The 26,154-nt window shown below is 73.3% G+C and carries 18 protein-coding genes and 2 tRNA genes; 10 read left to right on the forward strand and 10 right to left on the reverse strand.

All coding sequences use genetic code 11. The features are described 5' to 3' along the window. Positions 1-5: 5 nt before the first annotated feature. Both ACSRUE_RS37875 and ACSRUE_RS37880 read right to left on the reverse strand, forming a co-directional pair. Positions 6-1,859: a phage tail sheath family protein gene (locus tag ACSRUE_RS37875; RefSeq protein ID WP_441287826.1), complete on the reverse strand. Its 1,854-nt coding sequence runs from the start codon at positions 1,857-1,859 to the stop codon at positions 6-8. Positions 1,860-1,872: 13 nt separating this feature from the next. Next, complete coding sequence (locus ACSRUE_RS37880; RefSeq protein WP_441287827.1) at positions 1,873-3,450, reverse strand: phage tail sheath family protein; 1,578 nt, start codon at positions 3,448-3,450, stop codon at positions 1,873-1,875. 847 nt (positions 3,451-4,297) lie between these two features. Here ACSRUE_RS37880 and ACSRUE_RS37885 point away from each other — a divergent pair. Next, positions 4,298-4,549, forward strand: a complete 252-nt coding sequence (locus tag ACSRUE_RS37885) for a hypothetical protein (RefSeq protein ID WP_441287828.1) — start codon at positions 4,298-4,300, stop codon at positions 4,547-4,549. Positions 4,550-4,567: 18 nt separating this feature from the next. Here ACSRUE_RS37885 and ACSRUE_RS37890 read toward each other — a convergent pair. The 3 genes from ACSRUE_RS37890 to ACSRUE_RS37900 form a co-directional block, all read right to left on the reverse strand. Then, positions 4,568-4,640: transfer RNA gene (locus tag ACSRUE_RS37890), tRNA-Arg, on the reverse strand. 170 nt (positions 4,641-4,810) lie between these two features. Continuing rightward, on the reverse strand, positions 4,811-5,815 hold the full coding sequence (locus tag ACSRUE_RS37895; protein WP_441287829.1) for a hypothetical protein: 1,005 nt from the start codon (positions 5,813-5,815) through the stop codon (positions 4,811-4,813). Positions 5,816-5,975: 160 nt separating this feature from the next. After that, positions 5,976-6,383, reverse strand: coding sequence for a VOC family protein (locus ACSRUE_RS37900; RefSeq protein WP_441287830.1), 408 nt, complete (start codon positions 6,381-6,383; stop codon positions 5,976-5,978). A 197-nt stretch (positions 6,384-6,580) separates the two neighbouring features. On the opposite strand from ACSRUE_RS37900, the gene ACSRUE_RS37905 reads away from it, so the two are divergent. Next, positions 6,581-6,654, forward strand: a tRNA-Pro gene (locus ACSRUE_RS37905). Positions 6,655-6,804: 150 nt separating this feature from the next. Then, positions 6,805-7,395: a serine protease gene (locus tag ACSRUE_RS37910; protein ID WP_441287831.1), complete on the forward strand. Its 591-nt coding sequence runs from the start codon at positions 6,805-6,807 to the stop codon at positions 7,393-7,395. A 29-nt stretch (positions 7,396-7,424) separates the two neighbouring features. On the opposite strand, the gene ACSRUE_RS37915 is transcribed toward ACSRUE_RS37910, so the two are convergent. Further along, on the reverse strand, positions 7,425-8,219 hold the full coding sequence (locus tag ACSRUE_RS37915) for an MXAN_2562 family outer membrane beta-barrel protein (RefSeq protein ID WP_437769044.1): 795 nt from the start codon (positions 8,217-8,219) through the stop codon (positions 7,425-7,427). After that, a complete protein-coding gene (locus ACSRUE_RS37920) occupies positions 8,216-9,457 on the reverse strand; it encodes a hypothetical protein (RefSeq protein ID WP_441287832.1) in 1,242 nt (413 codons plus the stop codon). The genes ACSRUE_RS37915 and ACSRUE_RS37920 overlap by 4 nt, the downstream gene beginning before the upstream one ends. Positions 9,458-9,819: 362 nt before the next feature. On the opposite strand from ACSRUE_RS37920, the gene ACSRUE_RS37925 reads away from it, so the two are divergent. From ACSRUE_RS37925 to ACSRUE_RS37935, 3 genes are all read left to right on the forward strand, one after another. Beyond that, the gene (locus ACSRUE_RS37925; RefSeq protein ID WP_441287833.1) at positions 9,820-13,419 is read left to right on the forward strand and encodes a HEAT repeat domain-containing protein; all 3,600 of its coding nucleotides are present in this window, start codon (positions 9,820-9,822) and stop codon (positions 13,417-13,419) included. Between the two features lie 291 nt (positions 13,420-13,710). Then, positions 13,711-15,156, forward strand: a complete 1,446-nt coding sequence (locus tag ACSRUE_RS37930) for a DUF6600 domain-containing protein (RefSeq protein WP_441287834.1) — start codon at positions 13,711-13,713, stop codon at positions 15,154-15,156. A gap of 66 nt (positions 15,157-15,222) precedes the next feature. Next, the gene (locus tag ACSRUE_RS37935) at positions 15,223-15,831 is read left to right on the forward strand and encodes a hypothetical protein (RefSeq protein ID WP_441287835.1); all 609 of its coding nucleotides are present in this window, start codon (positions 15,223-15,225) and stop codon (positions 15,829-15,831) included. Between the two features lie 73 nt (positions 15,832-15,904). Here ACSRUE_RS37935 and ACSRUE_RS37940 read toward each other — a convergent pair whose 3' ends face one another. From ACSRUE_RS37940 to ACSRUE_RS37950, 3 genes are all read right to left on the reverse strand, one after another. Beyond that, entirely contained in the window at positions 15,905-17,473 is a 1,569-nt protein-coding gene (locus ACSRUE_RS37940) for a M16 family metallopeptidase (RefSeq protein ID WP_441287836.1), read from the reverse strand. Continuing rightward, a complete protein-coding gene (locus ACSRUE_RS37945) occupies positions 17,470-18,918 on the reverse strand; it encodes a M16 family metallopeptidase (protein ID WP_437769050.1) in 1,449 nt (482 codons plus the stop codon). The genes ACSRUE_RS37940 and ACSRUE_RS37945 overlap by 4 nt, the downstream gene beginning before the upstream one ends. 158 nt (positions 18,919-19,076) lie before the next feature. Next, the gene (locus tag ACSRUE_RS37950; RefSeq protein WP_441287837.1) at positions 19,077-19,940 is read right to left on the reverse strand and encodes a hypothetical protein; all 864 of its coding nucleotides are present in this window, start codon (positions 19,938-19,940) and stop codon (positions 19,077-19,079) included. 890 nt (positions 19,941-20,830) lie between these two features. On the opposite strand from ACSRUE_RS37950, the gene ACSRUE_RS37955 reads away from it, so the two are divergent. The 4 genes from ACSRUE_RS37955 (at position 20,831) to ACSRUE_RS37970 (ending at position 26,148) form a co-directional block, all read left to right on the forward strand. Beyond that, the gene (locus tag ACSRUE_RS37955; protein ID WP_441287838.1) at positions 20,831-22,042 is read left to right on the forward strand and encodes a hypothetical protein; all 1,212 of its coding nucleotides are present in this window, start codon (positions 20,831-20,833) and stop codon (positions 22,040-22,042) included. Beyond that, the gene (locus tag ACSRUE_RS37960) at positions 22,039-23,067 is read left to right on the forward strand and encodes a hypothetical protein (protein WP_441287839.1); all 1,029 of its coding nucleotides are present in this window, start codon (positions 22,039-22,041) and stop codon (positions 23,065-23,067) included. Before ACSRUE_RS37955 ends, ACSRUE_RS37960 begins: the two co-directional genes overlap by 4 nt. Positions 23,068-23,161: 94 nt before the next feature. Next, on the forward strand, positions 23,162-23,782 hold the full coding sequence (locus ACSRUE_RS37965; protein ID WP_441287840.1) for a LysE family transporter: 621 nt from the start codon (positions 23,162-23,164) through the stop codon (positions 23,780-23,782). A gap of 89 nt (positions 23,783-23,871) precedes the next feature. Beyond that, positions 23,872-26,148 (forward strand): iron-containing redox enzyme family protein, encoded by a 2,277-nt coding sequence (locus tag ACSRUE_RS37970; RefSeq protein ID WP_441287841.1) that lies wholly within the window; start codon positions 23,872-23,874, stop codon positions 26,146-26,148. The last annotated feature ends 6 nt before the right edge of the window (positions 26,149-26,154 follow it).

Raw genomic sequence — 26,154 nt, forward strand, 5'->3', positions numbered from 1 at the left:
TCCTCCTATGTGCTCTGACCGGCGATTTGCTGCAGCTTGATGACGACGAACTCGGCGGGCTTCACTGGCGCGAACCCGATGATCACATTGACGATCCCGGCGTCGATGTCGGCCTGGGTCGTGGTGTCGGCGTTGCACCTCACGAAATAGGCTTCCGAAGGCGTGCGACCGGCGAATGCGCCCTGGCGGAAGAGCTGGTGCATGAAAGCCCCGATGTTGAGCCGGAGCTGCGACCAGAGCGGCTCGTCGTTGCCCTCGAACACGGCCCAGCGGGTGCCGCGCAGCAGCGTCTGCTGGAGGTAGCTCGCGAGGCGCCGCACGGGCACGTATTTCCACTCCGAGGCGGCGCGGTCCTGGCCCACGAGCGTGCGCGCGCCCCACGCCACGCGGCCCGCCCCCGCGAACGCGCGCAGGCAGTTGACGCCCTCGCGGTTGAGCGTGCCCTGCTCGCCGTCCGTGAGGCCTCGCGACAGATCGAGCACGCCGGCGAGCGTGGCCTCGAGGCCCGCGGGCGCCTTCCACACGCCGCGCGTCCCGTCGGTGCGCGCGAACACGCCGGCGATCACGCCGCTCGGCGGGAACGTGCGCAGCCTGTTTTCCTGGAGCGGATCCGCCACGCGGACGTTCGGAAAGTACTGCGCGCCATGCGGCGACTGCAGGTTGCTCATCCACCCCGCGGCGTTCGCGAGGTCCTGGCTCACGGCGTCGAAGGTCGACCACGACGGCGGCGGATCGATCACGGCGAACGCGCCGCGCGCGCGGCACCACGGCAGCGCCTTGCCGCTCCAGAACCCGGCGCGATCCGGCTCGTCGATCACCGTCGCGTCCTCTGCGGGAAACGGGACGCAGAGCAGGTTCACCACGTCGATCTCGTCGAGCGCATACAGCCCGGTGCGGTCCGCCTCGCTGCCCTCGTAGGCGCTGATGTCCGGCGGCGTGCCGTCCGAGCCGCCCCCGAGGGTCGCGCTGGAAGCCACGGCGGGAACGGCGGTCGGCGCGGCCGTCAGCCGGAGCAGGGCAGAGCGGCTCTCGAGCACATCGCCGACGTACGTGAGCGCCCCGGGGGTGGGGACGAGGCCGTAGTAGATCTCGCCCTCCAGCTCGCGTCCGGTCACGTCGATGAGCTGCGCTTGCAGGGTGAACGTGGAGCCGGTGGGCGTGATCGTGACGTGGACGTGATCGCCCCACGTCCCCGGGTTGGCCGCGGCGAACGAGAGCGCGCCCGGGATCGGCAAGCGCACGGTGTTCCCCGTGCCGTCCACGCCCGTCGTGACGCCCGGGCGCGCAGCCGGGGGTGGGCTCGACAGCTGCGCCAGCGCGATCGGCGGGGCTGTGCCCGTCACGGCGCCGGCGATGGCAGCGGTGGGGTTGCTCGCGAGGCTCAGCGGGATCGTCACCCGGTAGGCCACGGCTCCCGCGTCCTCCAGGGCGGCGCCCGCGGCGTCCACCGCGGTGATCTGCAGCGAGTAGTCGTTCGCCGTGCCTCCGTGCGTCACGGCCACGCGCAGGTGGTGAAAGTCCGGCAGCGCGGTGGCCGCGGCCGTCGCCGTGAGCACCATGTCGCCGGGCACCGCGCCCGTCGATGCGGACGCGCCCGTGTGGACGCGCACGATGATCGCCTCACGCCCGCCGTTCTGAAAGAAGTGGCTGACCACATGGCCCAGATCGCTCTGGTTCCACAGGCCGCCGAAGGTGCGATCGAACTCGCCGAAGCTCGTCACCCGCGTCGCCCGGTTCATGGGTCCGCGGCGCGCCCGTCCGATGAACGCGGTGACCGAGGTGGAGACGCCGATGATCGTGCGCACTCCGCTCGGGATCTCTTCGATATAGACGCCGGGGGCTGTCAGGTTCGCGGGCATGTCCTACCTCCGCTCAGGCGATCGCCCGGGTGATCTGCTGGAACTGCAGGATGACGAACTCGGCGGGCTTCAGCGGCGCGAAGCCCACGATAACGTTCACGATGCCGCGATCCTGGTCGGCGGGGGTCGTCGTCTCGGCGTCGCACTTGACGAAATAGGCCTCCTGTGAGCGCGCTCCCTTGAACGCGCCGCGACGGAAGAGCTGGTGCATGAACGCCCCGATCGAGAGCCGGAGCTGCGACCAGAGCGGCGCGTCGTTCGGCTCGAAGACGGCCCAGCGCGTCCCCTCCTTGAGGCTCTGCTCGATGTGGAGCGCGAGGCGCCGCACGGAGAGGTACTTCCACTCCGAGGCGAGCACGTCCGCGCCCTGCGCCGTGCGCGCGCCCCACACCACCGAGCCTGCGACACCGAGGGGGCGCAGCGCGTTCACGCCCGCGGGATTCAGCGCGCCGCACTGCGCGTCGGTGAGGGCCAGCCGGGCGCCGGGATCGGAGAGGCTGACAGAAAAGCCGTCGACGCCGCGCAGGCCCGCGTCCTGCCCGGCCGGCGCCTTCCACAGGCCACGCTCCCCGTCAGTGCGTGCGATGACGCCGGCGACCGCACCGCACGGCGCGAAGCTCGCCGGCCGGCCGGCGGCGAGCGGGTCGGGCATCACGAGCAAAGGGAAATAGAACGCTGCGTTCTTGCTCGTCAGGCTCGTGAGGCCGGTGCGCGCGGCAGCCGCCGCCGCTGTGGTCCATGAGGCCGGCGGATCCACAAGCAGCATCGTGAAGCGCTTGTCGCAGTAGCTCGCCGCCGCGGTCCACACGCCGGTGAACTGCGGGACGGTTCGGGCGGGCGGCGGCAGGCACAGCAGGTTCACCGTGTCGATCGCGTCGAGCGCGTAGATCCCTCGGCGGCTCGACTGGAAGCTCAGATCCCCGGGGTTGTCGTAGTCCGTGGCCGCGAGCGCGCTCCCGTCGCCGACGCTCGAGAAGGGAGCGTTGGCAACGTTGGTTGGCCGCTGCGTGGCGTCGGTCTTCACGCGCACCAGACTGGACTGCTGCTCGAGCACCCGCTTCACGTACCGCGGGCTGCTGCTGGACACCGATACGTTGATAAACGTCTCGGTGGCTCGATCGCGGCTCGTGTCGCTCGGCGCAGCGGGATCCACCTCGCGCACCGTGAGCGTGAAGACCTGCGTCGCTTCCGCCGGGAGGAAGGAGCCCGCCGCCGGGTCGGTCACCGTCACTCGGAGGTTGCTGCCCCAGGCCCCCTCGCTCGCTGCCTCGAGCGTCAGGTTCGGCGACGCGCCGGTCGCAAGGTCGGCGGAGCTCCTGTTCGCCCCCGGCGCCAGCCGCACGATCACGGCTTCGGTCCCGCCATTCTGGAAGTAGTGGTAGACGGCGTAGGTCATCGGGCTGTCCGCCCAGAGCCCACCGAACTTGCGAGCGAAGTCGTCGAAGGAGAAGCACCGCGTCGCGATCTCCTTGGGGCCTCGCAATGCGCGCCCCACGAAGGCGGTCACGGACGTCGATCCTCCGACGATTGCCCGCACACCGGCTGGGATTTCCTGAATCTGCACGCCAGGGAACGGCAACGGTACGGGCATGGGTCGCGCCTCCATCGCCTGCCCAGCGATCTCTCTTTAGGCAAGCGAGGCTCCACTATATCATCACCGCCCGCCGCGACGGTTACGATCGAGGATACGCCGAGCTTCAAGGCCTGCTGGACGATACCGCGTAGACCCGACACCCGCCGGGTGTACGCGGCACAGTGACGTCAGTTCCGCAGCCTGGTGCGCGGCGCAATGCTCGCTCGTGCTCCCCGAACGTCCGCGCCTGGTCGTCCTCTATGTTCGCGGCGCTCGCGCGAGCGCCTTTCGCCATCCGCGCTGAGGACACCTCGCCAGGCGATCGCCAGGGCGCGCGATCTCTCCGATCATGCTCTGCCGACCAGCCCTCCCTTCGTGGTCGCGTGACGGCGCCGGCTCGTGACCGGGGGGCGCCTCCCATCACCTGTCCCCTACGCGCCGTGAGGTCCTGATCCAGACTCCCTGTGGCGTCGTCGGCCTGGCGCTTGCGACGCGGGAAGCGCAGGGCATGGAGCGCGACCTGCGCACGGCCGCCGAGCGGATGCGCGACACGGCCGTGAAGACCCTGACAACCCCAAAGGGTGGGAGGCCCAGGAGATCGCTCGATATCATCGGCTCCTCGACGGTCACATCGACACCATCGTCGCTGAGGCGACCTGGTTCCGCGAGCGGACGGTCCCGTCGCACAGCGGGATCCTGGACAGCTTGTGCGCGTGGAGCGCGGATTGGACGCGAGATCTCGCCCAATCCACTGGATCGACCTCCACTGCGCCGGAGACGCTCTTGATGAACGAGCTCCCGATGATGCCGAGCCTCACGCGACGCCTGGAGCTCTTCGCCAGCGCGCCAGGACTGGCTCGCTGAGATGCTCCGAAAGAGCGCCGCGGCGGGCCGAGGGTACCGCGCCGTACCGAAACGCAGGCTCGGCAAGCAGACGATCAAGAACACGCTCAACCTGCTCCGCTGCTTCCTGGAAGCAGCCGTCGAGCACGAGCTCATCCGTGAGAACCCGGCGCAGGAGCGCCACGCCGCTGGAGGGAGCAACCGCTACCACGGGCATCATGGGCAGATCGATCTGCCCACAGTCTGCCCACGACCTCTGGGCCAGTTCTCGTAAGTGCCCGAAATCCTTCGGCACCCCCGGCAAGAATTGAACTTGCGACCTTCGGTTTAGGAAACCGCTGCTCTATCCACTGAGCTACGGGGGCAGGGGCAACAGCCGCTACGGGCGCCGGACCCTGGCACACCTCGCCTCACGCATCAAGCCAGATCCCGAGCCACGCCCTCGTCCAGCCCGCTCTTGCGCCGCGCCCCACCGGCCCGCGCTCCTCCGCCGGCCGCCCGCCCGCGCTCTTCCGCCTTCGGCCGCGCGCCTCGATCACTTCCACACCTCGCTCCAGAGCGCCGCCCCGATCGCCAGCGCGCCCGCGCCCCGCATCAGCCCTGCCCGCAGCGCCGCCACGGCGCGCCCGCGGTCCCCCCGCACCACCCGGGCGATCTGCTGCGCCCCCCGGTAGGCATGGGTCGGCCTCACCACCTCGACCTGCACCTCGTCCCCGAGGCCGAGATCGATCCTCTCCCCCGTCCCCTTCCACCCGGCCCGCGCAGCGCTGCTCGCTGCGCCGTCGTCTCCCGCCCCCGTCGCCCCCGCCTCGATCTCCCCTGCGATCCGCTCCGCGACCTCGTCCCCCGCCCCGCTCCGCTCCCGCGGCAGCTTCAGCACCCTCGCGATCTCCAGCGCGTCCAGCGCGCACAGCCCCGCCACCACGGCGAACCCCATCGCCGCCACGAGGCGCCCGAGGTCGGGCGCCGCCGCCCCCGGCAGCCCCGACCCCAGCTGGAGCGCGACCGCGATCACCGCCGCCGTGGCCGCCCACACCGCCCGCCGATCCGAGAGCGCCACGATCGAGCCGGCGCGCGCTCGCCCGACGCGGTTCGCCGCGATCAGCACCACCGCGAGCGCCGGAACGAATGGCAGCGCGAACACCGCGCCGAACGCCGCGCCGATGATCATCCCCGCCGGCCCCACCACGAGCCCGATGGTCATCCCGTTCACGACGCCGGCCACCACGATGGCCCACAGCGCCAGCACGCCTGCCACGAACGGCCCTCGCCGGGTCCACTTCCCCGGCGCGTCGACCCACGGCGCGCCGTCCGCCGGCGCATCGCCCGCGCCGAACGCCATCGATCCATCGCCCCGGACGCCTCCGATCCGTGGCGTCAGGTAGTGCCCCAGCAGCGCCGCGACGATCGGGGTCACGCCCGCGAGCAGGAAGCGGGGCACGAGCTCGTCCATCTCGAGGACGTCGGCCGTGATCCAGCCGCCCACGAGCCCGATCGCCCCGCAGGGAAACACGAGCGGCACGGGCGCATCAGGCGACATGGAATCGGACGTTGAACGCGGCATCTTGAAACCCTCCGGCTCGTTCGTTCCCCTTCGACGCGCAGGCCCTCGAGCAGCTTCCAGGTCCCTGGCGCGCCGCCCGACCTTCCATCATCTCACCACGGCGCTCCACGCGCACTGCACACGGTCCGCGCCATCATCAGCCCGGCCCCGCTTGCGGGTGCGGGTAGTGGCTGAGCGCCACCATGTTCCCGTCGGGATCGCGCGCGTACATCGTGTAGGCGCTCTCCCGCTCGACGCCCACGCCGCCTGCGGCCAGCCGGCGGCGCCACGCCTCCCGCTCGGACGGCGCGATCCCCAGGGCGACGCAGTGCCAGCCTGGCGCCTCGTCCGCGCGCATCGGCCCGGCGGCGCCCGCCCGCTCCACGGCCAGAAAGGCGCCGCCCCCGAGCTCCAGCCACACCGACCGAGGCGCTCCGGCCTCGTCCGTCCAGCGCCGCACCACCGGCAATCCGAGGACGCCCGCGTAGAACGCCTCGGCCCGCACCAGGTCGCGCACGACCACGGCCAGGTGATGGACCGACAGCGACGCAAGCGTCCCGCTCATACTGCGCCCTCATTTCAGCGCCTTTCATGCGGCGACGCACCTGAAAAGCCACGCGGACGCCGCGCGGCCGACGCCTCGCCGGCGCCGGGCGCTCGATCGGCCGGCGCCGGGCGCTCGACGCGCTCGATCACCGGTGCGACCTGCCTTGCCCCGGCAAGGCGCCTCGTCTATGGTCCCGCTCGCGGACGCGCTCTGCCCGGGGAGTCGCACAGTCCGGTAGTGCACGAGCTTTGGGTGCTCGTTGTCGCGGGTTCAAATCCCGCCTCCCCGACCCTCTCCGACGCTCCTTGCCCCTCGCGAGCCCGGCGGCCCCGGCCCTGCGGCTCAGCTGGATCGCCGCTCGCGTCGGCATCGCTTCCGCCATCGCCCCCGCCGCGCATCGAACTTGGCCTCCTCGGGTCCGCTGCGCATAGTCCCGCCGATGTCGACGCCCGTAAGACTCCTGCTCGGCGCATGTCTCTCCCTGTCCGTCGTCGCAGGGTGCGGCGGGCCGCAGACGGCCGCCCCGGCAGCGGCTCCGGCGCCGCGCGCGCAGAGCGCGGCGCCGCCCAAGCAGGCGGTGCCCGCCGGGCAGCTCGCCCGCGCCGACGTCGACCGGGTGCTGATGCAGGGACCGCCCTGGATCCTGCGGCGCGTGCCGGTCGAGGAGGTCGTCCGGGCGGGCGCGTTCATCGGCTGGAAGATCCTCGCGCTGCCCGCGGACTGGAGCAGCATCGAGCTCAAGACCGGCGACGTCGTCACCCAGGTCAACGGCACGACCCTGGAGCGCCCGGACGACCTGTTCGCGGCCTATCGCGCCCTGGCCAGCGCCAGCGAGCTCAAGATCACGTACGAGCGCGAGGGCGCCGCGCGCGAGCTCGTCGTGCCCATCTTCGGGGCCCCGACCAAGGAGACCGTCGAGGCCTTCGCGAGCGACAGCCCCCCGCGCCGCGCGACGACCGCCCGGCCGCGGGGAACGACGGTGATCGAGGAAGACGACGGCGGCGCGCCGCTCGAAGGCAGCGCGCCGTGAAGCGCGCACCGGCGCCGCGGCGCCGTGCCTCACATGTCGAAGGCCAACCCCAGGACCCACGTCGAGGTGCCGACGTGCATCTGCGGGCGCGAGCCTAGCCCGTCGAGGTTCGCGAACATCCACTCGCCGAACAGGTACGTGTGGTTGATGCCCGTCGTCTCATCGAGCTGGGAGGCCGAGCGGCGGTCCAGCCAGTTGAGCGCGAGCATCCCGCCGAACGCGAGGTGCGTGCCCCACGTGACGCCCTCGCCCCGGACGCCATCGGGCTTCGGCGTGCCGGGGCCCGACGTCGTGGTCCATAACCCCATCCCCAGGCCGACCTTCGCGTAAGGCACGATCGGGACGCCCGTCTTGCGCATCAGCTCGTCGGCGCGGAGGACGGCCGACAGGTGCATCGGCATGATGGTGAGCGAGGTCTCCTCTGCCTCGGCCCTGTCGTCGCTGCCCGCCACGAAGGCCTTCGCCGACGCCGACGTGTACCCCCAGCCGAGCCCTGGGCCGATCGCCCCGACGTACGGGATCCGGAGCGGCAGCCAGTCGACCTCGACCCCGAAATAGAAATTCTGGCCGTCGCCGAAGGTCTTCCCGTAGGGGCCCGCGCCGGAGAACTCCTCGTCGACCTCGGGAGAGTACGGGGCGAAGCGGAGCTCGAACGCGAAGCTCTGAGGAGACGCATAGCGCTCCTCTCGCTGGATCCTCGAGCGATCGTGCTGCCGCCAGTCGCCCGTCCCGTAGCTCGTTTGCGCGCCGGCGACGGAGGCGGCGAGGAGCGCCGCGCCGCCGGCGAGGCAGGCGACCAGCTGATGACGGAGATGACAGCTCATTCGCTCTCCTGCGTGAAGGAACACGCGCGCGCGTGCGCGTGGCGTCGACGACGACGGCTCCTGCGCAACAACCCGAGCGCCGCGCCGGCCGCGACGGCGGCGAGCGGCGCTGCGGCCCACCGGCCCGCCCCCACCGGCCCTTCGATGCTGCAAAAGCCCCCACCGGCTTGCCCGCCGGCGTCCCGGTACTGCTCGAAGAACCCGTCGACGTCGGTCGCGGTCGCACAGGAGATCGCCGACAGCGGCCCGGCATTGCCCACCTGGTCATAGGCCGCGACGCCGACGGCATACGATCTACCGTTGACGATGTTCTCCGTGGCCTCGCCGCGGCTGGCCCTCCCCACGCTGCCGCACTGGTACTTGGCGTCCGGGATCTCCCCCGAAACCAGGAGCGACGACTGACAACCGGCGCTGCCGCCGCCTGTCGCGCCGCCTCCGGCTGCCCCGCCTCCGGTGCTGGATCCCCCCGCGCCGTCGCCGCCTCCGGCTGCCCCGCCGCCGGTGCTGGATCCCCCCGCGCCATCGCCTCCTCCGGCTGCCCCTGCCCCGCTCGAAGCTGCGGCGGACTGCCCCCCATCATCGCAGTAGAGGTAGTAGCCCTGCACGTCCTCGTCCTCGTTCTGCGTATAGTCGACGAGGAGGCGACCATCCCCGGGGTGCGCCGCCACGCCGGTCGGCGGCTTCGGGCCCTGGAGGTCCATCTTGCTGGTATCCCACTTGGCGTGATCCGGGTTGTCCTGGTCCGAGGAGACGAGCCGCAGGAAATAGATGTTCAGCGGGACCGCGCCGGTGCTGGCCCTCGTGCTGTCGCAGCCCTCCGCGCCGAGGGCCTCCGCGATCGCCTTGGCCGACACCTTGACGACCATCGTGTCATCCAGGTTCGACTCGGCCGAGACCTGCTTGCACCGCGTGCCGGTGTCGCGGTTCGAATACGCAAGGCAGTCCAGCGACTCGCTGACCCAGACGGCGAGCGTATCGCTGGTCGAGAAGCCGCTCAGCGTGAGCGTGAACTCGAGATCGTTGTTCGTCAGGCAGTCCTCGCGGCTGATCCAGAGCGGGTACTGCGCGTCTGGCCGCTGCAGCTCGGTGCGCCTCACGTCGGTGCTGATGGTCACCGTCGCGCCGGCCTGTCGCGCGCCTCCGGCGAGCGCCGCCGCCGCGAGGGCCACCGCGCACAGCCGGGGGAGGTGCCGCCGCCCTCGCGGCCGGGGCCGCACGAGATACCTTGTCGTGTCCATGGGCGCGTCCTTTCAGCACAGCTCGTACCACGCCGCAAATGCCTCGCACAGCCCTTCGAACGGCGCGGAAAACGGTCGTGCGCCCGCGTGCGCCCACGCCGGATGCCGCGTCGAACGCGCCCTCGAAGGCCCCGCGGTCCCGTCGGAGGCGTCCTTGGAGGCGTCCTCGACGCCCCACCTCGGAGGCTCGGAGGCGCGCCGCATGACGAGCTGGCCATGGTCGCCGTGCGTTCCTGACAAGTTGGCATCGACGCCGCGGAGCCGCAGGGTGAGCGGACCGCCGCGCAGCGCCATGGGCCGGCGGACGAGCTGCGTGGCCCGAAACACGCGCTCTTCGAGAGAGCTCGGCTAGCGTGAGGCCCGTGGATTCGACCGACGCCGCTCCCCCGCAGCCGGGCTCGAAGGCAGGGCCGAGCGCGAAAGAGCGCGCCGCGGCGCCGGAGACGGCGCGCGCCGGGCAGCCCGGCCAGCCCGGCGCGCGCCCGGAAGGCGCGCCCGCGTCCCCCGCGTCCGGCGCCACCCCGTCGGTGCGCCCGACCTCGAGCCGGCCCAGCCGGCTGCAGCCGAGCGGCGCCGCCCCTGACGCCCACACCGCCGTCCTCGGCGTCCCCCTCACCCGCGTCGAGCTGCACCGGACCGCGCTGCTCTTCTGCCTGCTCTTCCTCGCCGCCCTCGTCTTCGTCGTCGGCCGCTCCGCGCGGGACGCGCTCTTCCTCACCAGGTTCCCCGTCACCTGGATCGCGCCGATGTGGATCGTCTACGGCGCCGCCTCCGCCGTCGCCGCGCTCGCCTACGACCGCGTCGCCCGCCACCTGCCGCGCGCCCAGCTGTGCGTCGCCTTCGCCCTCTTCAGCGCCGTCACGTTCGCGCTGCTGCGCGTCCTCATCGGCCAGGAGGTGCGCGCCGCGATCCTGGTCTTCTACATCTGGTCCGAGATCATCGCGAACTTCACCGCCGTCCTCGTCTGGGCCGTCGCCCAGGACCTGCACGACCCGCGCAGCGCCAAGCGCCTCTTCGGCCTGATCGGCAGCGGGCGCGTCGTCGGCACCGTCGCCTGCGGCTTCGCGACGGGCGCCGTCGTCCCGTGGATCGGCACCGAGAACCTCCTGTTCGTGCTCATCGCGGCGCTCCTCGCCATGGCCGCGCTCACGACCGCGCTCGCGCGGCGCTACCCGCTCGGGCGCCCCCCGTCCGGCGACGAAGAGCTCCTCCAGGCCCGCCTTCCGCGCGTGGACGTGTGGCGATCGCGCTACGCCCTCACCGTCGCGCTGCTGACCTTCCTCCTCTTCACGGTCCTCACGATCGGCGACTACCAGTTCAAGGCGATCGCCCTCACGGCCTACCCCCACGTCGACGACCTCACCCGGTTCATGGGGTTCCTCTACGGCGCCATGGGCGTGGTCGGCCTCCTCGTACAGCTCGTCGCGACCCCCCGGGTCCTCCGGCGCCACGGCGTGCTCGGCGGGCTGCTCGCCATGCCGGCCGCGTTCACCGCGAGCACCGTCGCGCTGCTCGCGGCGCCGTCGCTCGCCTGGGGCGCGATCCTCAAGCTGAGCGACAACGCGCTGCAGCTCACGATCTACGACGCGACGATGCAGCTCTTGTTCTTCCCGTTCCCGCCGGCGCTGCGGGAGCGGGTGCGGACGCTCGTCTCCGCGATCGCCAAGCCCCTCGGCTACGGGCTCGGCGCGCTGATCCTGCTCGCCGTGGCGCCCACGGCCGCGACGGGCGCCGCGCTCGTCGAGGAGGCCGCGTGGATCGGCGTCTACTCGCTCCCGCTCTGCGCCGCGTCCATCGCCCTCCTGCCGCTCGTGCGGCGCGGCTACTTCGACGCCATGCGCCGGACCTTGATCCGCCGCCAGATCGAGCCGGACAGCGTCGCGTACGGCCCCCAGACGCGCGCGATCCTCAAGGAGGCGCTCTACAGCCGCGCCATGATGCAGGTGCTCTTCGCGGTCGACCAGCTCCAGCAGCTCGACCCGACCCTCGTGCGCGAGGCCGTGCCCGCGCTCGCGCGCCACGGCTCGGCCAGGGTGCGCGCGCTCGCGGTGCGCCTCGCGGCCGAGCTCGAGCACGAGGAGGGGGCGAGCATCGCGCGCGCGGCGATCCACGACCGGAACACCGACGTCCGCGTCGCCGCCGTCGCCGCGCTCGCCGCGCTGCTGCGGGAGGACGCCCACGACGAGCTGCTCGCGCTCGCGCGGGAGGGCGCCGCCGCGGACGCGACCGGCGGCGAGGCGCTCCGGGCCGCCGCGATCGCCGCGCTCCTGCGCTACTGCGGCCTCGACGGCATGCTGGAGGGCGCGCCGCGGCTGCGCGCGCTGCTCGACAGCCCGTCGCCCCGCGATCGCGTCGCCGCCGCCAGGATCCTCGGCCTGGTCGGCCACGCGTCGCTCCAGCGCGCGCTCGCGCGGCTCATCGGCGATCCCGACCCCGCCGTGCGGCGCGCGGCCGTGCGCGCCTCGTCGAGCGTCGCCGACCCGCGCCTGCTCCCCCTGCTCGCGGACGCGCTCGCCGAGCGCGCCCTCACGCCGGCAGCGGCCCGGGCCATCGAGGCGCTCGGCGACGACGCCATCCCCGAGCTCGCGGCGCGCCTCGGCGACGACGGCACCCCGCGGGCCGTGCGGCTCGCGATCCCGCGGGTGCTCGCGCGGCTCTGCAGCCACGACGCGCTCGACGTGCTGCTCGCCCGGATCGACCACCCGAACGAGGCCCTCCGCCAGAAGGTGCTCGCGTCGGCGTCGCGCCTGCGCCTCGCGCTGCGCGCGCCGCCGGCGCCGCTCCGCGTGATCCGCGCCCGCATCGACGACGAGACCGTGGAGCACGTCCGCACGCGCGAGGCGTACATCGCGGTGCGCCCCCGCGTCGCCGGCGCGCTGCTCGACCAGCACCTGCTCCGCCGGCTGCGGAAGGGGCTCATCCGCGTGCTCCGGCTGTGCGAGCTCGCCTACCCGCGCGAGGTCGTCGCCCTCGTGCGCACCCACGTCTTCGGCCCGGATCCCGCGCTGCGGGCCAACGCGTTCGAGGTGCTGGAGTCGCTCCTCGACCGCCCGCTGCGCGAGCGCCTCGTCTCCCTCGTCGAGCGCCTGCTCGAGCTGTCCGCGGCGTTCCCCCGGAGGCCCCTGCCGCCGGAGGCCGAGGTCATCTCCTGGATCCGCCACGAGATCGTGCGCGGCGACCCCTACAGCGCCGCGCTCGCGCTCGATGCGGTCGCCCGGAACTCCATCGCCGGCGCCGCCGGGGACGCGCTCGCCGCGACCTATGATCCGGACCCGCTGGTCCGCGAGGCGGCCGCCATCGCGGTCGCCGTCACGTCGCCGCCGGGCGCCCGCGAGCGGCTGGACGCGCTGCGGGCCGATGAGGATCCCGCGGTGGCCCGTTACGCACGATACTGGGCGGTCACCGGCGGCACCGGCATCGACCCCGAGGACGAGATGTACACGACGATCGAGAAGGTCCTGTTCCTCCAGCGTGTTCCGCTCTTCTCCCGCGTGGCCGGCGACGATCTGGTGGCGCTGGCGCGCGGCTCGCTCGTGGTGTCGCTGGCCCGGGGCGACGTCATCTTCCGCCAGGGCGAGCCAGGCGGCGCGCTCTACTCGATCATCTCGGGCGAGGTGAGCCTCACGCTGGACGGCCGCGAGATCGCGCGCCTCGGCGCGAACGACGTGTTCGGCGAGATGTCGCTCTTCGACAGCGAGCCGAGGGCCTCGACCGCGGTGGTGACCGAGGACGCGGAGCTGCTCCGGGTCTCCGCCGAGGATTTCCACGAGGCGGTGCGGGAGACGGCCGAGATCGCGGACGCCGTGATCCGGGTGCTGAACCGGCGCCTGCGCGAGGCCGACCGCAAGCTGGCCGACGCGCACACGCGGCTGTCGCTCCTTCCGAGCCCGCCGGCGCTGCCCGGGAGAGCGCCGCCTCCGGGGGACGAGACGCCGGCGCTCGGCGACAGCGATCTCGATTGAGGAGCGCCCGACGCCTCAACCTGGGTCGGGCGCCTGGGCCTCAACCTCGGTCGGGCGCCCGCGCCTCAACCTGGGTCGGGCGCCCGCGCCTCAACCTGGGTCGGGCGCCCGCGCCTCAACCTCGGTCGGGTGCCTGCCCGGGCCTCAACCTCGGTCGGGCACGCCAGGGCGGCGCTCCGGATGGTGGCCTGCAATGTGCAACATCGGGCGCGCAGGGACGTCTGAAGAGATCTGAGGGCGCCCGAGGCCAGCCCGACCTCTCCCTGGCACCCCCCTCCAGAAGGACCCATCATGCTGCCGATGCCTTTCCCGCTGTCCGCTTCCCCCTCGCGCCCTGCCCCCGCGGCGCCGGGCATCCCCGGGGCCCGGCTCCGCCGGCTCGGCGGCGCCCTGCCGCTGCTCGCCGCGCTCATCGCCGCGCCCGCGAGCGCCGCCGCCCAGCCCGCCGAGCCCCCGTCGGTCCAGGTCGACGTCCGCGTGAACGCCGAGCTCGAGGCGGACGAGTACGAAGACACCGACCCGAGCGCCCTGGTCGAGTTCCAGCAGCCGCTCGCCGCGTACGGCACCTGGCTCGACACCCCGGGCTACGGCACGGTCTGGGTGCCCTCCGCGGTCGTGGTCGGCCCGGATTTCGCGCCCTACCAGACCGCGGGCCACTGGGCGCTGACCGACGACGGCGAGTGGCTCTGGGTCAGCGACTACGCGTGGGGCCACATCCCCTTCCACTATGGCCGCTGGGTCTGGATCTCTGCCCACGGCTGGGCCTGGATCCCGGGGCGCACGTACGCCCCGGCGTGGGTCGTCTGGCGCGTCGGTGACGCCGGCTATGTCGGCTGGGCCCCGATGCCGCCCACCTACACCTGGAGCGGCGGCGTCGCCGTCTCGCTGTGGACCGTTCCCCCGGCGGCGTACGTCTTCTGCCCGACGACGCACGTGTTCCATCGCCACGTCCACACGCACGTCGTCCGCGATCGCGAGGTCGTCCGGCGCATCGCCGCGCACTCGCACACCTACAGGCCGGCGCGGCCGACCGCGAGCAGGCCCGGGCGCGCCGACGTCCGACCGCGCCGCGATGGGGACGCGGGCCGCTCGAGCCCGCCCCACGGCATCCGTCCTGCCGGCTACCGCCCGGCGTCGCCGTCGCTCGCGGAGGCCGGCGTCCCCTCCTCGGCCGCGCCGAGGCACCGCGACAGGCCGGATCCTCGCGCCCTCGCTTACGCGCGCAGGAGCACGACCCCGAGCGCGCGCCTCGCGCCCCCTCCGGCGCGCCGTCCGGCGTCGCCCGCGCGCGACGACCGTCGCGCGGCGCCCGCGCTGCGCACACCGCTGCACCCGCGGGGGACGCCCGGCGGCGACGCTCCGGCCCCGGTCGCCAGGCCCGGCCTCCCGGCGCGGGGTGTCTCCGACGCGGGCGCGCCGCCCCGCACCGGCGCGAGCCGATCGCACCGACCCTCCCGGCCGGCGGTCACGCCGCCGTCGCCCGTCCCCGCCCCGGAGCCGGCGACGGCGCCGCGCGCCGCCGGCACGCCGGCCGCCACGCGTGCCCTCCCGCACCGCTCGCCGTCGCCCACGGCGCCGCGGCCGCTGCCGCAGGCGACGCCGGCGCCGCAGCCGATCGCGAAGCCTCACGCGCGCCCGAGCGCGCCCCCGGCACCGGCGCGCCCCAGGATCCACCTCCCGGCAGGCCCGGCTCCGGGGAAGACGGCGCCGCCGCCCGGTCGCCCGCGGTCGAGGTAGCGCTTGGCCCACGTCTTGCGACGCCCACGAGCAGGAGCAGATCCAATGACTCTTTCCGCTGACTTTGTGAAGCGTCGTTCACTGGGACTGTGGTCGTTCCTTCTCATCCTCGTCGCTGCGCCCCTCGCCTCGGCCGGCTGCATCATCGTCGACGAGGACGGCGACCACGATGGCCATCACGCCCACGACGACTGGGACGGCGACGACGGCAGCGTTCCCCCGCCGCCCGCGGACGACGTGCGGCGCGTCGCCATCGACACGGACGCCACCCTGAGCACCGAGCCGGGCGAGGGCGTCGGCATCTTCGTCGAGTACACGGAGGGCGGGACGTGGACGCTCTGGACGACCTGCGACACCAACACCTCCAAGGTCGTCTGCAGCTTCGATCTCTATGCCTCGGTCGACACGGCGTCCGAGCTCATCGACCTGGCGGGGATCGAGATCGAGAAGACGGACGCGACGCGCCTCATCGACATCGGCGTCGCGTATTTCCACGCCGAGACCGGCTCGGACATCGACGCGATGACGTTTGCCACCACCCCGGGCGCCGTCGTCCGGCTGGAGGCCTACCTCGACGGGGCGGAGGAGCCCCGCTTCGTCTACTGGTTCGGCGACGGCGTCCTGCACGAGGGCGCGCCCAGCAGCCCGATCGACTTCGAGCCGACCGCGCCCTGAGGGCGCGATCCTGCCGCCCGCTCCCCCCGCTGCCCGCGCGGCGGGAGGAGCGCCCGGCCAGGGCGCGCGCCGCTCAGGGCTCTCTCTTCGGCTGGATCGGCTTCCCCTCGACGTCCCACACCTCCGGCTCGCCGAGGCCGATCCCCTGGAGCTGCGGCAGGATCTCCTGCCGCGGTCCCACCACCACGACGGTCGCCGTCTTCGGATCCACGGCCCTCGCGAGCTCCGCGAGGCTCGCCAGCGTCGCGCTCTGCCGCGCCTTGCTCGCGTCCCCGTCGAACGTCTCCGGCAGCTTCAGCCGCGCCAGCGTCCCGAGGCGCTGGGCGGTGCGGTTCACGGTCTCGTAGGCGGAGACGAGATCCGCGCGGTCCTGCGCCTGCACCTTCGCCAGCTCGTCCCGGGTCAGCCCGGAGTCGGCCATCTTGGCGAGCTCGGCGAGCATCTCCTTCAGGGCGGGTCCGGTCGCCTCGGTGACGACGGACGCCCGCGCCACGAACGCGCCCGGCAGCCTCGTCTCGGTGAACGCCGAGCCGGCGCCGTAGGACCAGCCGTGATCCTCGCGCAGGTTCTGGTTCAGGCGCGACGTGAACGAGCCGCCCAGCGCGGAGTTGATCAGCTGGAGCAGCGGCCGCCGGGGATCGCTCGCCGCGACCCCCTCCCGCACGGCCGCGATCACCGACTGCGGCGCCCCCGGGCGGTCGACGAGCACCAGCCGCGGCGGCTTCCACGCCGGCGCGGCCGCCGCGCCCTGCGCTGCGGCCGCGGCGCTCGCCGTGGCGCCCTTCGCGGCCGGCGCGGCGCTCGCCGTGGCGCCCTTCGCCGACCAGGTCCCGAGATCGCGCGAGAGCGCCTGCTGCAGCTCGTCCCGGGTGATGTCGCCGACCACGGTGATCACCGCGCGGTCCGGGCGCCACGCCGCCTTGTAGAACGCCTTCACGGCCGGGAGCCCGATCGACTTGGCGTCCGCGACCAGGCCGTCGACGGGGTGCCCGTACGGCGTGCCCGGCCCGTAGAGCGCGGCCATCGAGACCAGCCCCGAGACCCGCGTCGCGTCGTCGCCGCGCTTCCTCAGGTCGTTCTGCCAGAGCTCGCTGACGCGCTTCCACTCCTTCGCCTCGAACCGCGGGCGCGCGACGACGTCGGCGAGCAGCGAGAACGCCTTGTCGAAGTTCTTCTTCAGCACGGAGAGCGTCGCGACGCTGCCGTCGGCGCGCGCCCCGACCGAGAGCGTCGCGCCGAGGTCGTTGATCGCGCTGGACAGCTCCACCGCGCTCCGCGTCCCCGCGCCCTCGTCGAGCATGTCCGCGGTGATGTGCGCGAGCCCCGCCGCGCCCTTCGGATCGTCCGCCGATCCCGACGCGACGCCGATGGACACGGACACGATCGGCAGCGCGTGGCGCTCGAGCAGCCACACCTTCGCGCCGTTCGGCCCGTCGAGCACCACCGGCGCCGGCGGCGTGAACGGCTGCGGCGTCGGCAGCTCCGGCTTGGGCCCGAGCGGGTCCGCGGGCTTCGCGGCCGCCGGCGGGGCGCTCGGCCGCGGCGCCTCCGCCCGGGCGGCGGACTGCGCCGGCGTCCTCGGCTCGCAGCCGAGGGCCGCGGCGACCAGCGCGATCATCGCGCCTGCGTGTCTCGCTCTCATTTCGTCACCGCCTTCTTCGCCTCTTCGCTGCCCTTCGGCACGACCCGCAGGATCACGCGGGCGTTCGGGTCCAGGGTGCTCTTCGCGTACGCCTGCAGCGACTCCGCGGTCGCGTCGCGGTAGCGCTTCAGATCCTGCTCCACGAACCCGGGCTGGCCCTTCGACGTCTCGTACCGGTTGAGCATCGAGGCCCGGCCGGCGACCGACTCGAGCGCCGTCACGAAGGCGGTCTCGTACTGGTTCTTGGCCCGGTCGAGCTCCTCGCGGCTCAGCTTCGCGTCCCGCACCTTGGCGAGCTCGGCGTCGATGGCGGCCTCGACCTTCTCGAGCGGCACGCCCGGCCGCGCGATGGCCTCGACGGTGAACGTCGAGCCGAGATCGCCGGAGTTCTGCACGGCGCTCACCTCCTGGGCGAGCTGCTTGTCGTAGACGAGGGCCTTGTAGAGGCGGCTCGCCTTCCCCTGCTCGAGCGCCGTGGCGAGGAGGTCGAGCTCGGCGTCGCCCGGCGCGAAGTGCGCGGGGCTGTGCCAGGCCATGATCACCTTGGGGAGGTTCACGTTGTCCTCGATCGTCCTGCGCACGACGCCGCTCAGCTTCACCGGCGAGGGCGCGGTCGCCGCGGGGACGGGCCGCTCCGGGATGCCGCCGAAGAGCCGCTCGATGAGCTCGCGCGTCTTCTGCGCATCGAAGTCGCCGGCCACGACGAGGGAGACGTTGTTCGGCACGTACCACCGCCGGAAGAACGTCGTCACGTCGTCGACGGTCGCGGCCTGGAGGTCCTCGTGCGAGCCGATCACGGGGTGGTGGTAGGGGTGTCCCTGCGGGTACATCAGCGACGGCATGAGGAGGTCGACCTTGCCGTAGGGCTCGTTCTCGCTCGTCTGGCGGCGCTCGTTCCGCACGACGTCGCGCTGCGCGTTGAGCTTCGGGAGGTCCATGCTGTCCGCGAGCGACGAGAACCGATCGGCCTCGAGCCAGAGCAGGAGCGGCAGCGCGTGGGCCGGCGCCACCTCGTGGTAGGCGGTCCGGTCCTCGCTGGTCCACGCGTTGTTCCAGCCGCCCTCGGCCTCCATCCAGGCGTCGAACTGCTTCGTCGGGACGCGGCGCGTGCCCATGAACATGAGGTGCTCGAACAGGTGCGCGAAGCCGGTGCGCCCCGGCTCCTCGAACCGCGAGCCGACCTTGACCATGAGGTTCAGGGCGACCATCGGCAGGGCGTGGTCCTCGTGGAGGATCACGGTCAGGCCGTTCTTGAGGGTGTACTTGGTGAACGGGATGTCGAGCTTCGGCGCCTGGGAGGCCGCGGACTGAGGCGGCGAGGACGTGGCCTCGGGCGGCGCTGCTGGTGCGGGCTTCGGGCCGGACAGAGAGAGGGCCGCGGCCACGGCGACCAGGATCGGCCCGGTGGAGCGCGGGAGCGGCGGGTGACGCGCGCGGGTCTGCATGAGCCCGAGGGTTGCGCCGGTCGCGGGCGGGGCGCAAGCGGGCGGGAGCATGGATTCCGGAGACGGGCCCCGCCAACGAGTGCGGTTGTCAAGTTGTCACGGAGGAGGGACGCACCGCAGAACGGAAGGAGCGCGCGGCGCGGGCGGGACGGCGGAGCTCACGAGGGCTGAGCGCCGGCCGAGCTCGCGGACGCCGCGAGCGGAGGCGGAGGCGCTGCGCCGGATCGGCTGTCCACCGCCTTGCCCGCTGCGGCCTTGCGGGCCTTTTCCCGCCGAGCTGCAGCGCGGCGGCGCCGCTCGTAGGCGCTCGTGGCCTCCCGGACGATCTCCGGATGGCGGCGGAAGACGTGCGCCGCGGTCTTCCGGATGGCGCCGACGCGCTCGACCATGAGGTGCAGGAGCTGATTGCGGATCGCGGTCGCGGCGGCCGATGTGTCGCCGTCGGGGATCGTCGCCAGCGCTCGCCGTTGCAGGTCCTCCGCGAGCTTCCTGGCCTCGACGATGAGGCGGACATCGAACTCCTCGTCTGCCTCGACCAGGCGTTCCTCGAGCGACGCAGCGAGCCCCGCGTAGTCGCGGAGCGCCTGGGAGAGGGCGCTGGAGCGCTGGCCGTCCTGCGCGTGAAACTCCTTGATGCGCGCGAGCTGCGCGTCGGCGGGCTCGTCGACGTCGTCGTCGAGGAGGAACTCGAGGGCCGACTCGAGCTCATCGACAACGAACCTGGCGCGCTCTCCGAAGTCGGCCACGGCAGGGTCGACGATGAGGAGCAGCCGAGTCTGCGCCTCCTGCACGGCGTGGACGATGGAGAGCAGATCGTCGCTGCTCGAAGCGGGCAGTCGGCTCTTGACGCGCTTGAGGCCCGGGCGATCGCCGTCGGGCTCCCAGTACTTCTTCACGAACGCCGCGGCGGCGACCGCCTCGCGCACGGCGATGTCGTACGGCAGGCTCAGCGGGTTGTCGGTCCGCCCCTGCTCGGCGGCGACCTTGACCCAGCGATCGTAGTCCTTCCCCTGCTTTGCCATGATGATTGCTTGATCCCTCCTCCTGCGTCCCTCGCCCCCTCCGGGCGCGGCGCGGAGACGCGAAGATGAGTCCGCTCGAAGCGCTGTCCAGAGCAGACGCACGATCCGGACGCGAGCGGCAAGCGCCGGAGCGAGAGAGTGGAGGTGGGATGTCCTGATGGCCGGCCAGCGTGTCCTGATGGCCGGCCAGCGTGTCCTGATGGCCGGCCAGCGTGTCCTGATGACCGGGTGGCATGTCCGGATGACCGGCCAGCGTGTCCTGATGGCCGGGTGGCATGTCCTGATGGCCGGCCAGCGTGTCCTGATGACCGGGCCGGGCGCAGCTCAGACAAGTGATGGGCTAGAGCGACAAACGGATTGAAACCACGAGAGAAAGCAGGAATTTCACAGGGAGGCGGGGAGGCGGGGAGCGAGAGACGGCAAGAGCGAGAGATTCATTTTTTTCTTCCTCCCCGACTCCTTGCCTCCCTGTGAAAATTCTCCAGGTTTCAACGTGATCGGCATTCTAGAACGTCGACTCGGACCCGCACCCCTCGCTTCGGGTCCAACGACGCGAGCCGCGACCGCCGATGGCGACGCGCCCATAGCCCGCTGTGAAGAACCCTGCGCGCCTGGGTAATGGATTGCTCCCCATGCAGCGGTCGCCGCGCTGACCGCTTCGCACCTCGCCCTCGCGAAGAAGTCGGTACATTCTAAATTCTCGGAATTTTCGGACACGCGCGCGCGCTCCGGCACCGTGTCTCGCAGGGCACGACACGTGCTTTGTCGCCTCGCGGCGCCCGCGAAGCGCCTGATGAATCGCTCGCGTACAGCGCGGGCGGCTTTGCCGCCGTGGAGCTCCTTTGCCTCGTGAGGGTGCTTTGAGACGACGTCCGCCTTGGATTCACGCATTGCTCGCCTCCCTGTCGGCGGCGATGCTCTGGTCCGCGCCTGCTCGCCCCGGCGAGCCGCCGCAGCTCTCCTGGGACAAGCCGGTTCGCTGCATCCGGTCGCCGGACGGCGGCGCGGTGCGCGTTCAATGCGAGCCAGGCCCGGAGGGCGAGCGCTGCCTCGTCGCACCCGATCACCTGGCCTACGACGGCGGCGCGCTCGACAAGGTGCAGCCGTGCAACGTGGTTGAAGACGCCTCGGCTTACCGGAGCCTGGCCGCGCGCGGGGCCCGCCTCGTCGCCGCGATCCCCGAGGCGCCGCCGGGCTACGCGCGCTCGGCCGAGGGCAAAGCATTTCAGGTCAAGTTCGATCTGCTGAACCGGCTTTACCTGGGCGCGTCCTGGCTGCCCACGTTCCATGGAGAGAACGGGCTCCCCGTGCCCACGAGCTTCCCCCTGGGCCGCGGGAGGGCCGAGGCCGGCATCCACGTGAGCGTGCTCTCGACGCGCTCCCGCGCCCGCCATGACCTGCGCATCCTCGAGGGGACAGCCACGTTCGACGATCTCGAGCTCTCCGGGGTGCTCCTCACCTACGATTACCAGCACCTGCACCGGCGGCCGGCCCACTGGCTCAGCACCTTCGTCGGCAAGCCGAGGCTTCACCCGATCTCGCCGCGGATCGGCTGGGGCTTCCGGGTGGTGTCGGTGAACGACCGCCCTCCCGCGCGCCGCGACACGCTCGACGTGGAGTTCGGCGAGGTGCATCTCGCGTGGAATCCGTGGCAGTCGAGCGACATGTACAGCCACATCCGGATCGAGCTGGGCGCCGATCTGGGGGAGTACTGGGAGCGCCGATCGGAGATCGACGACGGCCTGGACACCGGCGCTCTGTACGTCGGCCCGACGAGCGCCATCAAAACGCGCTTCAGCCTCGGCGAGGGCGGCCTCCACGCGCTCTCGACCGCGTTCGCCTACCGGCGCCCGAGCATCGCGGCCGGGAGCGGGACCGGAGCGGCGATGAACCGACTCGAGGCCACCATCGCCTACGAGGGCATCCTCCTCGCGATCAACGATCAGCCCATCTCGCTGCGGCTCGCCGCGATGGGGGTGAGCCGCAACGACCTCGACAGCGACGTTCGCGACGTGGAGGTCAAGGCGGCCGCGGGCCTGCGGGTGTCGTTCTGGGCTCCCCCACGGGTGTTCGAGCCGATGCCCGTCTTCGAGGACCCGTGACGGCTCGGCGCCTCGCCGCGCTGCTCGTCATGGCGGCGGCCGCGGCGCTCCCCCCGCGCGCCGGCCGCGCCGAGCCGGCGCGCGAGGGGAGCGAGCGCGCGGGCGGCGGCGATACGGCCGTTTCCGAGGAGGGCCGGCGCTTCCGCGTGCGCTTCGACCCGGCGAGCCGGGTGTGGCTCGGCGTCGCGTCCGCGCTGCACCGGGGCGCGGGCGGGGCGATCGAGGTCGAGCCCGAGATCGACGCGGGCCTGTCCTACCGCGCCCGCAGCGTGACGGGCTCCGGGCCTGGCCGCGTGGTCTGGCAGGCGGATCACCGCGTCCTCGCCGGCCGGGTGTCTCCGGCGGGGCAGACGCTCGACGGCGTGCCGGCGCTCGACGCGGCGCTGTACGGCGCGTCGTTCTTGCGGCACGACGAGTCGCCGCGGGTGGTCTTGCCGGTGTCGCCGCCGATCGCGGTCCCCTTCCCCTTCGACATCGGCGTGGAAGCCGAGGTGGGCCGGGTGAGCATCCCCTCGATCCCGCGGCGCCAGGGCGACGGATCGCCGGCGCCGCTGATCCGGCTCGGCGTGGCGCGCGCCACGGCGATCCTCGATCCGTGGCGCACGGGCGAGGCGGGCCGCAGCTTCGAGATCGGGCTCGGGGTCCGTTACGACGTCGACGCTTACCCGGAGTCCCCCTCCCCCCGGGCCGCGCCCGCGCGGCGCACGCTCGGCGAGCCCAGGGTGGTCCACCGGATCGCACCCATGACCGCGGCCTCGCTGCGGCTGCGTCTCCAGAGCGGGGACGGGCTGACGGTCTTCGACGGTCGAGGCGACGTCGTCCCGCACTGGACGAGCGAAGAGCGCTGGCGAGTCCTCGTGCGCTCGGCCGCGCACGTCGAGAGGATCCTGGCCGCGATCGACGATCAACCCATCGCCGCGGTGATCGAGGGCGAGTACCGGCTGCTGCCACCCGCCCTGGAGGTGCAGGCGGTCCACGATCTGCGCGTGAGCCTCGGGCTCGCGTTCACGCTGGCGCTGCGGTAAGGCGACGACCGGGTTGAAACCGCCTGACGACCGCGCCTCGCCCCCGCGCCCGTCCCCCGCGGCGCGCCGCCGCACACCGCGCTCCGGATGAACCATGGCGCTCGCGCTCGTCGTGGGGTTCCTGCTCGGCTATCTCGGATCGATCCCTGCGGCGGGGCCGCTGGCCGTCTTGCTGGTGGCCGCGGCGCTCGCGGGGCAGCCCCGGCGCGTCTTGCTGCTCGCCATCGGGGGAGCCTTCGCCGAGGGGCTCTGGGCGCTCGCCGCGGCGCGCGGGCTCGGGTGGGTCCTCGAGGCGCACCCCGCGATCGATCGCGCCCTGCGGACGGGCGGCGCGGCGCTCGTCGTGGCGATGGGCCTCGCCCTGGCGCTCGCGCCTCGGCGCGCCGCGGAGGCTCCCTCCTCGGGGCGAGCGACATCGGCGCTCCTGACCGGGTTCGTGCTCGTCGCGCTCAACCCGTCGTTTCTGGCGTCGTGGATCGCGTCGTGCGCCGTGCTCCGCGCGTACCCGGCCCTCGCGCCCGCGGTCGCGCCGGCCCACGCGGCCGCGCTCGCGTTGGGCGCGGCCGTGGGTGTGGTGAGCTGGTTCGCGACGCTCGGGCGCTTGCTGGCGCGCTACCGCGAGCGGCTCGGCGCATGGCACGGGCGGCTGGTGCGCGGCCTCGGATGGACGCTGGTGGCGCTGGGCATCGCGGGGCTCCTGCAGCGGCTCGCGTGAGATCCGTGCCCTGTGTGGACGCCGGTCGCGCGCACGCATAACGTCGTTCGGATGGGGGTAGGCGCCGGCAGCCTGCGTCGTCCGGTCGTATGAACGCCCTTCCCCCCCCGGCATCGGACCGCGCGGCGAGCCCTCGGTCGCGCGCCTCGGGCGCGTCGCCGCGCGCGATCTACCACAGACTGCGGGCCGGCGAGCCGGCCCCGGAGGATCTCGCGGGCGAGCCCGCGCTCGAGGCCGCGGCCCCCGACGGCATCGAGGCGTTCTTTGCGGCCCTGACCGCGCTCCGCGACGAGGACGAGCGATGCGGCGCGCCCGGCGACGAGGGCGAAGGCCCGGCGCGGGTCCTGCTCGGCTACGCGCCGACCGCGCTGCTCGACGGGTGCTGGCTCGCCGCGGCGGTGCGCGTGCGCCACGCGGACGGCGCGCTCGGCGCGGCCTGCCTCGACGCGTTCTATCTGGAGTGCGGCGAGGGCGACCCGGCGCGGCACCACGGCGCCCTGTACGGCGCCGCGCTGGCCGCCGCGGGGCTCGCGCTGCCCGATCTCGCGAGCCCCGCCTTCGAGCGCTCCGTCTGCCTCGCCGACGCGGACTTCGCGCTCGCGATCCCGGGGCTCCGCGCCGCGCAGCGCGGGACCGCGAGGCTGCCCGAGGCGCTGGGCCACCACGCGGCGGCCACGGTGCTGGGCCCGCCCGCCGCGGTGCGCCGGGCCGCGTCGCGCGCGCGCTGCGACGGCCTGTATTTCGCCGAGCACGCGGAGGGCGCGGAGACGGCCCGCCGGGCCCGCGATCTCGCGCGACGGTGCCTCGAGGCGCACGCCGCGGGCGGGGCGCCGGACTGGCCGCGCGTGTGGCGCGGCGCGTGGTCGCTCTGGGCCGCGCGGCGCGCGTGGCTCGCGTCGCTCCGGCCCGCCGCGGCGCCCTCCGCGTGGGAGGCGATGCTGGCGCTCGTCGAGGAGAAGGCGCGCCACGCGTTCGGGTTTCACGGCCGCGTCCGGCTCGACGGACAGGCGCTGGATGACGCGCTCGATCCGGCGCGCCTCGACGCGCGCGGCATCCTCCTGCGCCTCGCGCGCTCGCGATGGATCGTGCCGGGGAGGCCCGACGAGAGCCCGCTCGTCACCCGCTCCGTGCAGTTCGGCGGCCCGATGTTCGGCGTGTTCACCGACGTTGAGGTCGACGTGATGCGCGCCTGGATACGCGCGCTGATCGAGGCGCCGGAGCCTCCGGCCGCCCTCCGCGCGACGCGCGGCGCGGACGAGCGCGCCGGCTCGCCGCGCGTCGCTCACGATGAGGCCTCGATCGACGGGAATCGTCGAGGATCCACCCCTCGCGCGCAGGAGCGCGCAGGGCTCCCCTTGCCGGAGCTGTACCACCGGCTGCTCTGCGCCCGCGGGCCCGGGGACGTGGACAGCGACGCGGGCGAGCTCGCGCAGGCGCACGTCGAAGGGGTGCTCCGCGAGGTGCACGGCGAGGTGACCCCCGCCCGGCTCGCCGCGGACGGGCGCTGGCCCTGGTCCGCCGCGGGGCTCTCGCGCTGGGTCGACGCGCGGCTGCGCGAGCAGATCTTCGAGGAAGGGCACGCCCACGCCCGGTCCACGGCGGGACCGCACGCGGCCCCACGCCCCGCGCGCGACCGCGCGCAGCCCACCGACGACGCGGGCATCGCGCGAGAGATCACGCGCGACGAGGCCATCTGGCTGCTCACCCAGCTCGCGCCGGCGGCCGTGATCGACGGCGCATGGCTCCAGGGCGCGACGGCCCCGGGCGCGTTCCACACGCCGGTCGCGGCGCTCCTGCTCCGGATCTACCGCGACGAGCTCGGGGCGGGCGTGCCCGCCCAGCACCACGGCAACGTGCTGCGCAGGGCGCTCGCGGAGCAGGGCGTGACGCTCCCGCCGTGCGACGCGCGCGCGTTCATCGAACGGCCCGACCTCCTCCCGCAGGCGTTCTCGATGCCCGTGCTCTGGCTCGCGTTCGCGCAAGGGTCCATGGCGCTCTGGCCCGAGCTGCTCGGCCTCAACCTGGCCATCGAGATGGCCGGCATCGGCCGCGGGTACGCGATGGCCGCCGCGCTCCTGCGGCGCCACCGGATCGACCCGTACTTCTTCGACCTGCACAACACCATCGACAACGCCGCGTCGGGCCACACCGCGTGGTCGATCGAGGCCATCACCCGGTTCATGGACGCCTGCGCTGCGCCCGGCGACGCGCTCGCGATCGAGCGCGCAACGCTGCGGATCTGGCGCGGGTACGCCGCGTACGCGCGCGCGAGCCGGCCGCTCGTGCGCGCCGTCGCGGTTCGCCTCGGCCCACGGCTCGGCTGGCGCTGGCTCCGGCGGCATCTGCTCGGGGACACGGGGAGGTAACGCTCG

The organism is Sorangium sp. KYC3313 (assembly GCF_052075895.1).
Taxonomy (GTDB): Bacteria; Myxococcota_A; Polyangia; order Polyangiales; family Polyangiaceae; genus Sorangium; species Sorangium cellulosum_B.

Excerpts from the sequence above, each read along its gene's own strand:
- ACSRUE_RS37965 (WP_441287840.1), top strand. The coding sequence starts at position 23,162 with ATGGCGCTCGCGCTCGTCGTGGGGTTCCTGCTCGGCTATCTCGGATCG.
- ACSRUE_RS37940 (WP_441287836.1), bottom strand. The coding sequence starts at position 17,473 with ATGAGAGCGAGACACGCAGGCGCGATGATCGCGCTGGTCGCCGCGGCC.
- ACSRUE_RS37945 (WP_437769050.1), bottom strand. The coding sequence starts at position 18,918 with ATGCAGACCCGCGCGCGTCACCCGCCGCTCCCGCGCTCCACCGGGCCG.
- ACSRUE_RS37895 (WP_441287829.1), bottom strand. The coding sequence starts at position 5,815 with ATGTCGCCTGATGCGCCCGTGCCGCTCGTGTTTCCCTGCGGGGCGATC.
- ACSRUE_RS37900 (WP_441287830.1), bottom strand. The coding sequence starts at position 6,383 with ATGAGCGGGACGCTTGCGTCGCTGTCGGTCCATCACCTGGCCGTGGTC.
- ACSRUE_RS37950 (WP_441287837.1), bottom strand. The coding sequence starts at position 19,940 with ATGGCAAAGCAGGGGAAGGACTACGATCGCTGGGTCAAGGTCGCCGCC.
- ACSRUE_RS37930 (WP_441287834.1), top strand. The coding sequence starts at position 13,711 with ATGCTGCCGATGCCTTTCCCGCTGTCCGCTTCCCCCTCGCGCCCTGCC.
- ACSRUE_RS37920 (WP_441287832.1), bottom strand. The coding sequence starts at position 9,457 with ATGGACACGACAAGGTATCTCGTGCGGCCCCGGCCGCGAGGGCGGCGG.
- ACSRUE_RS37970 (WP_441287841.1), top strand. The coding sequence starts at position 23,872 with ATGAACGCCCTTCCCCCCCCGGCATCGGACCGCGCGGCGAGCCCTCGG.
- ACSRUE_RS37915 (WP_437769044.1), bottom strand. The coding sequence starts at position 8,219 with ATGAGCTGTCATCTCCGTCATCAGCTGGTCGCCTGCCTCGCCGGCGGC.
- ACSRUE_RS37910 (WP_441287831.1), top strand. The coding sequence starts at position 6,805 with ATGTCGACGCCCGTAAGACTCCTGCTCGGCGCATGTCTCTCCCTGTCC.
- ACSRUE_RS37875 (WP_441287826.1), bottom strand. The coding sequence starts at position 1,859 with ATGCCCGCGAACCTGACAGCCCCCGGCGTCTATATCGAAGAGATCCCG.
- ACSRUE_RS37885 (WP_441287828.1), top strand. The coding sequence starts at position 4,298 with ATGCTCCGAAAGAGCGCCGCGGCGGGCCGAGGGTACCGCGCCGTACCG.
- ACSRUE_RS37880 (WP_441287827.1), bottom strand. The coding sequence starts at position 3,450 with ATGCCCGTACCGTTGCCGTTCCCTGGCGTGCAGATTCAGGAAATCCCA.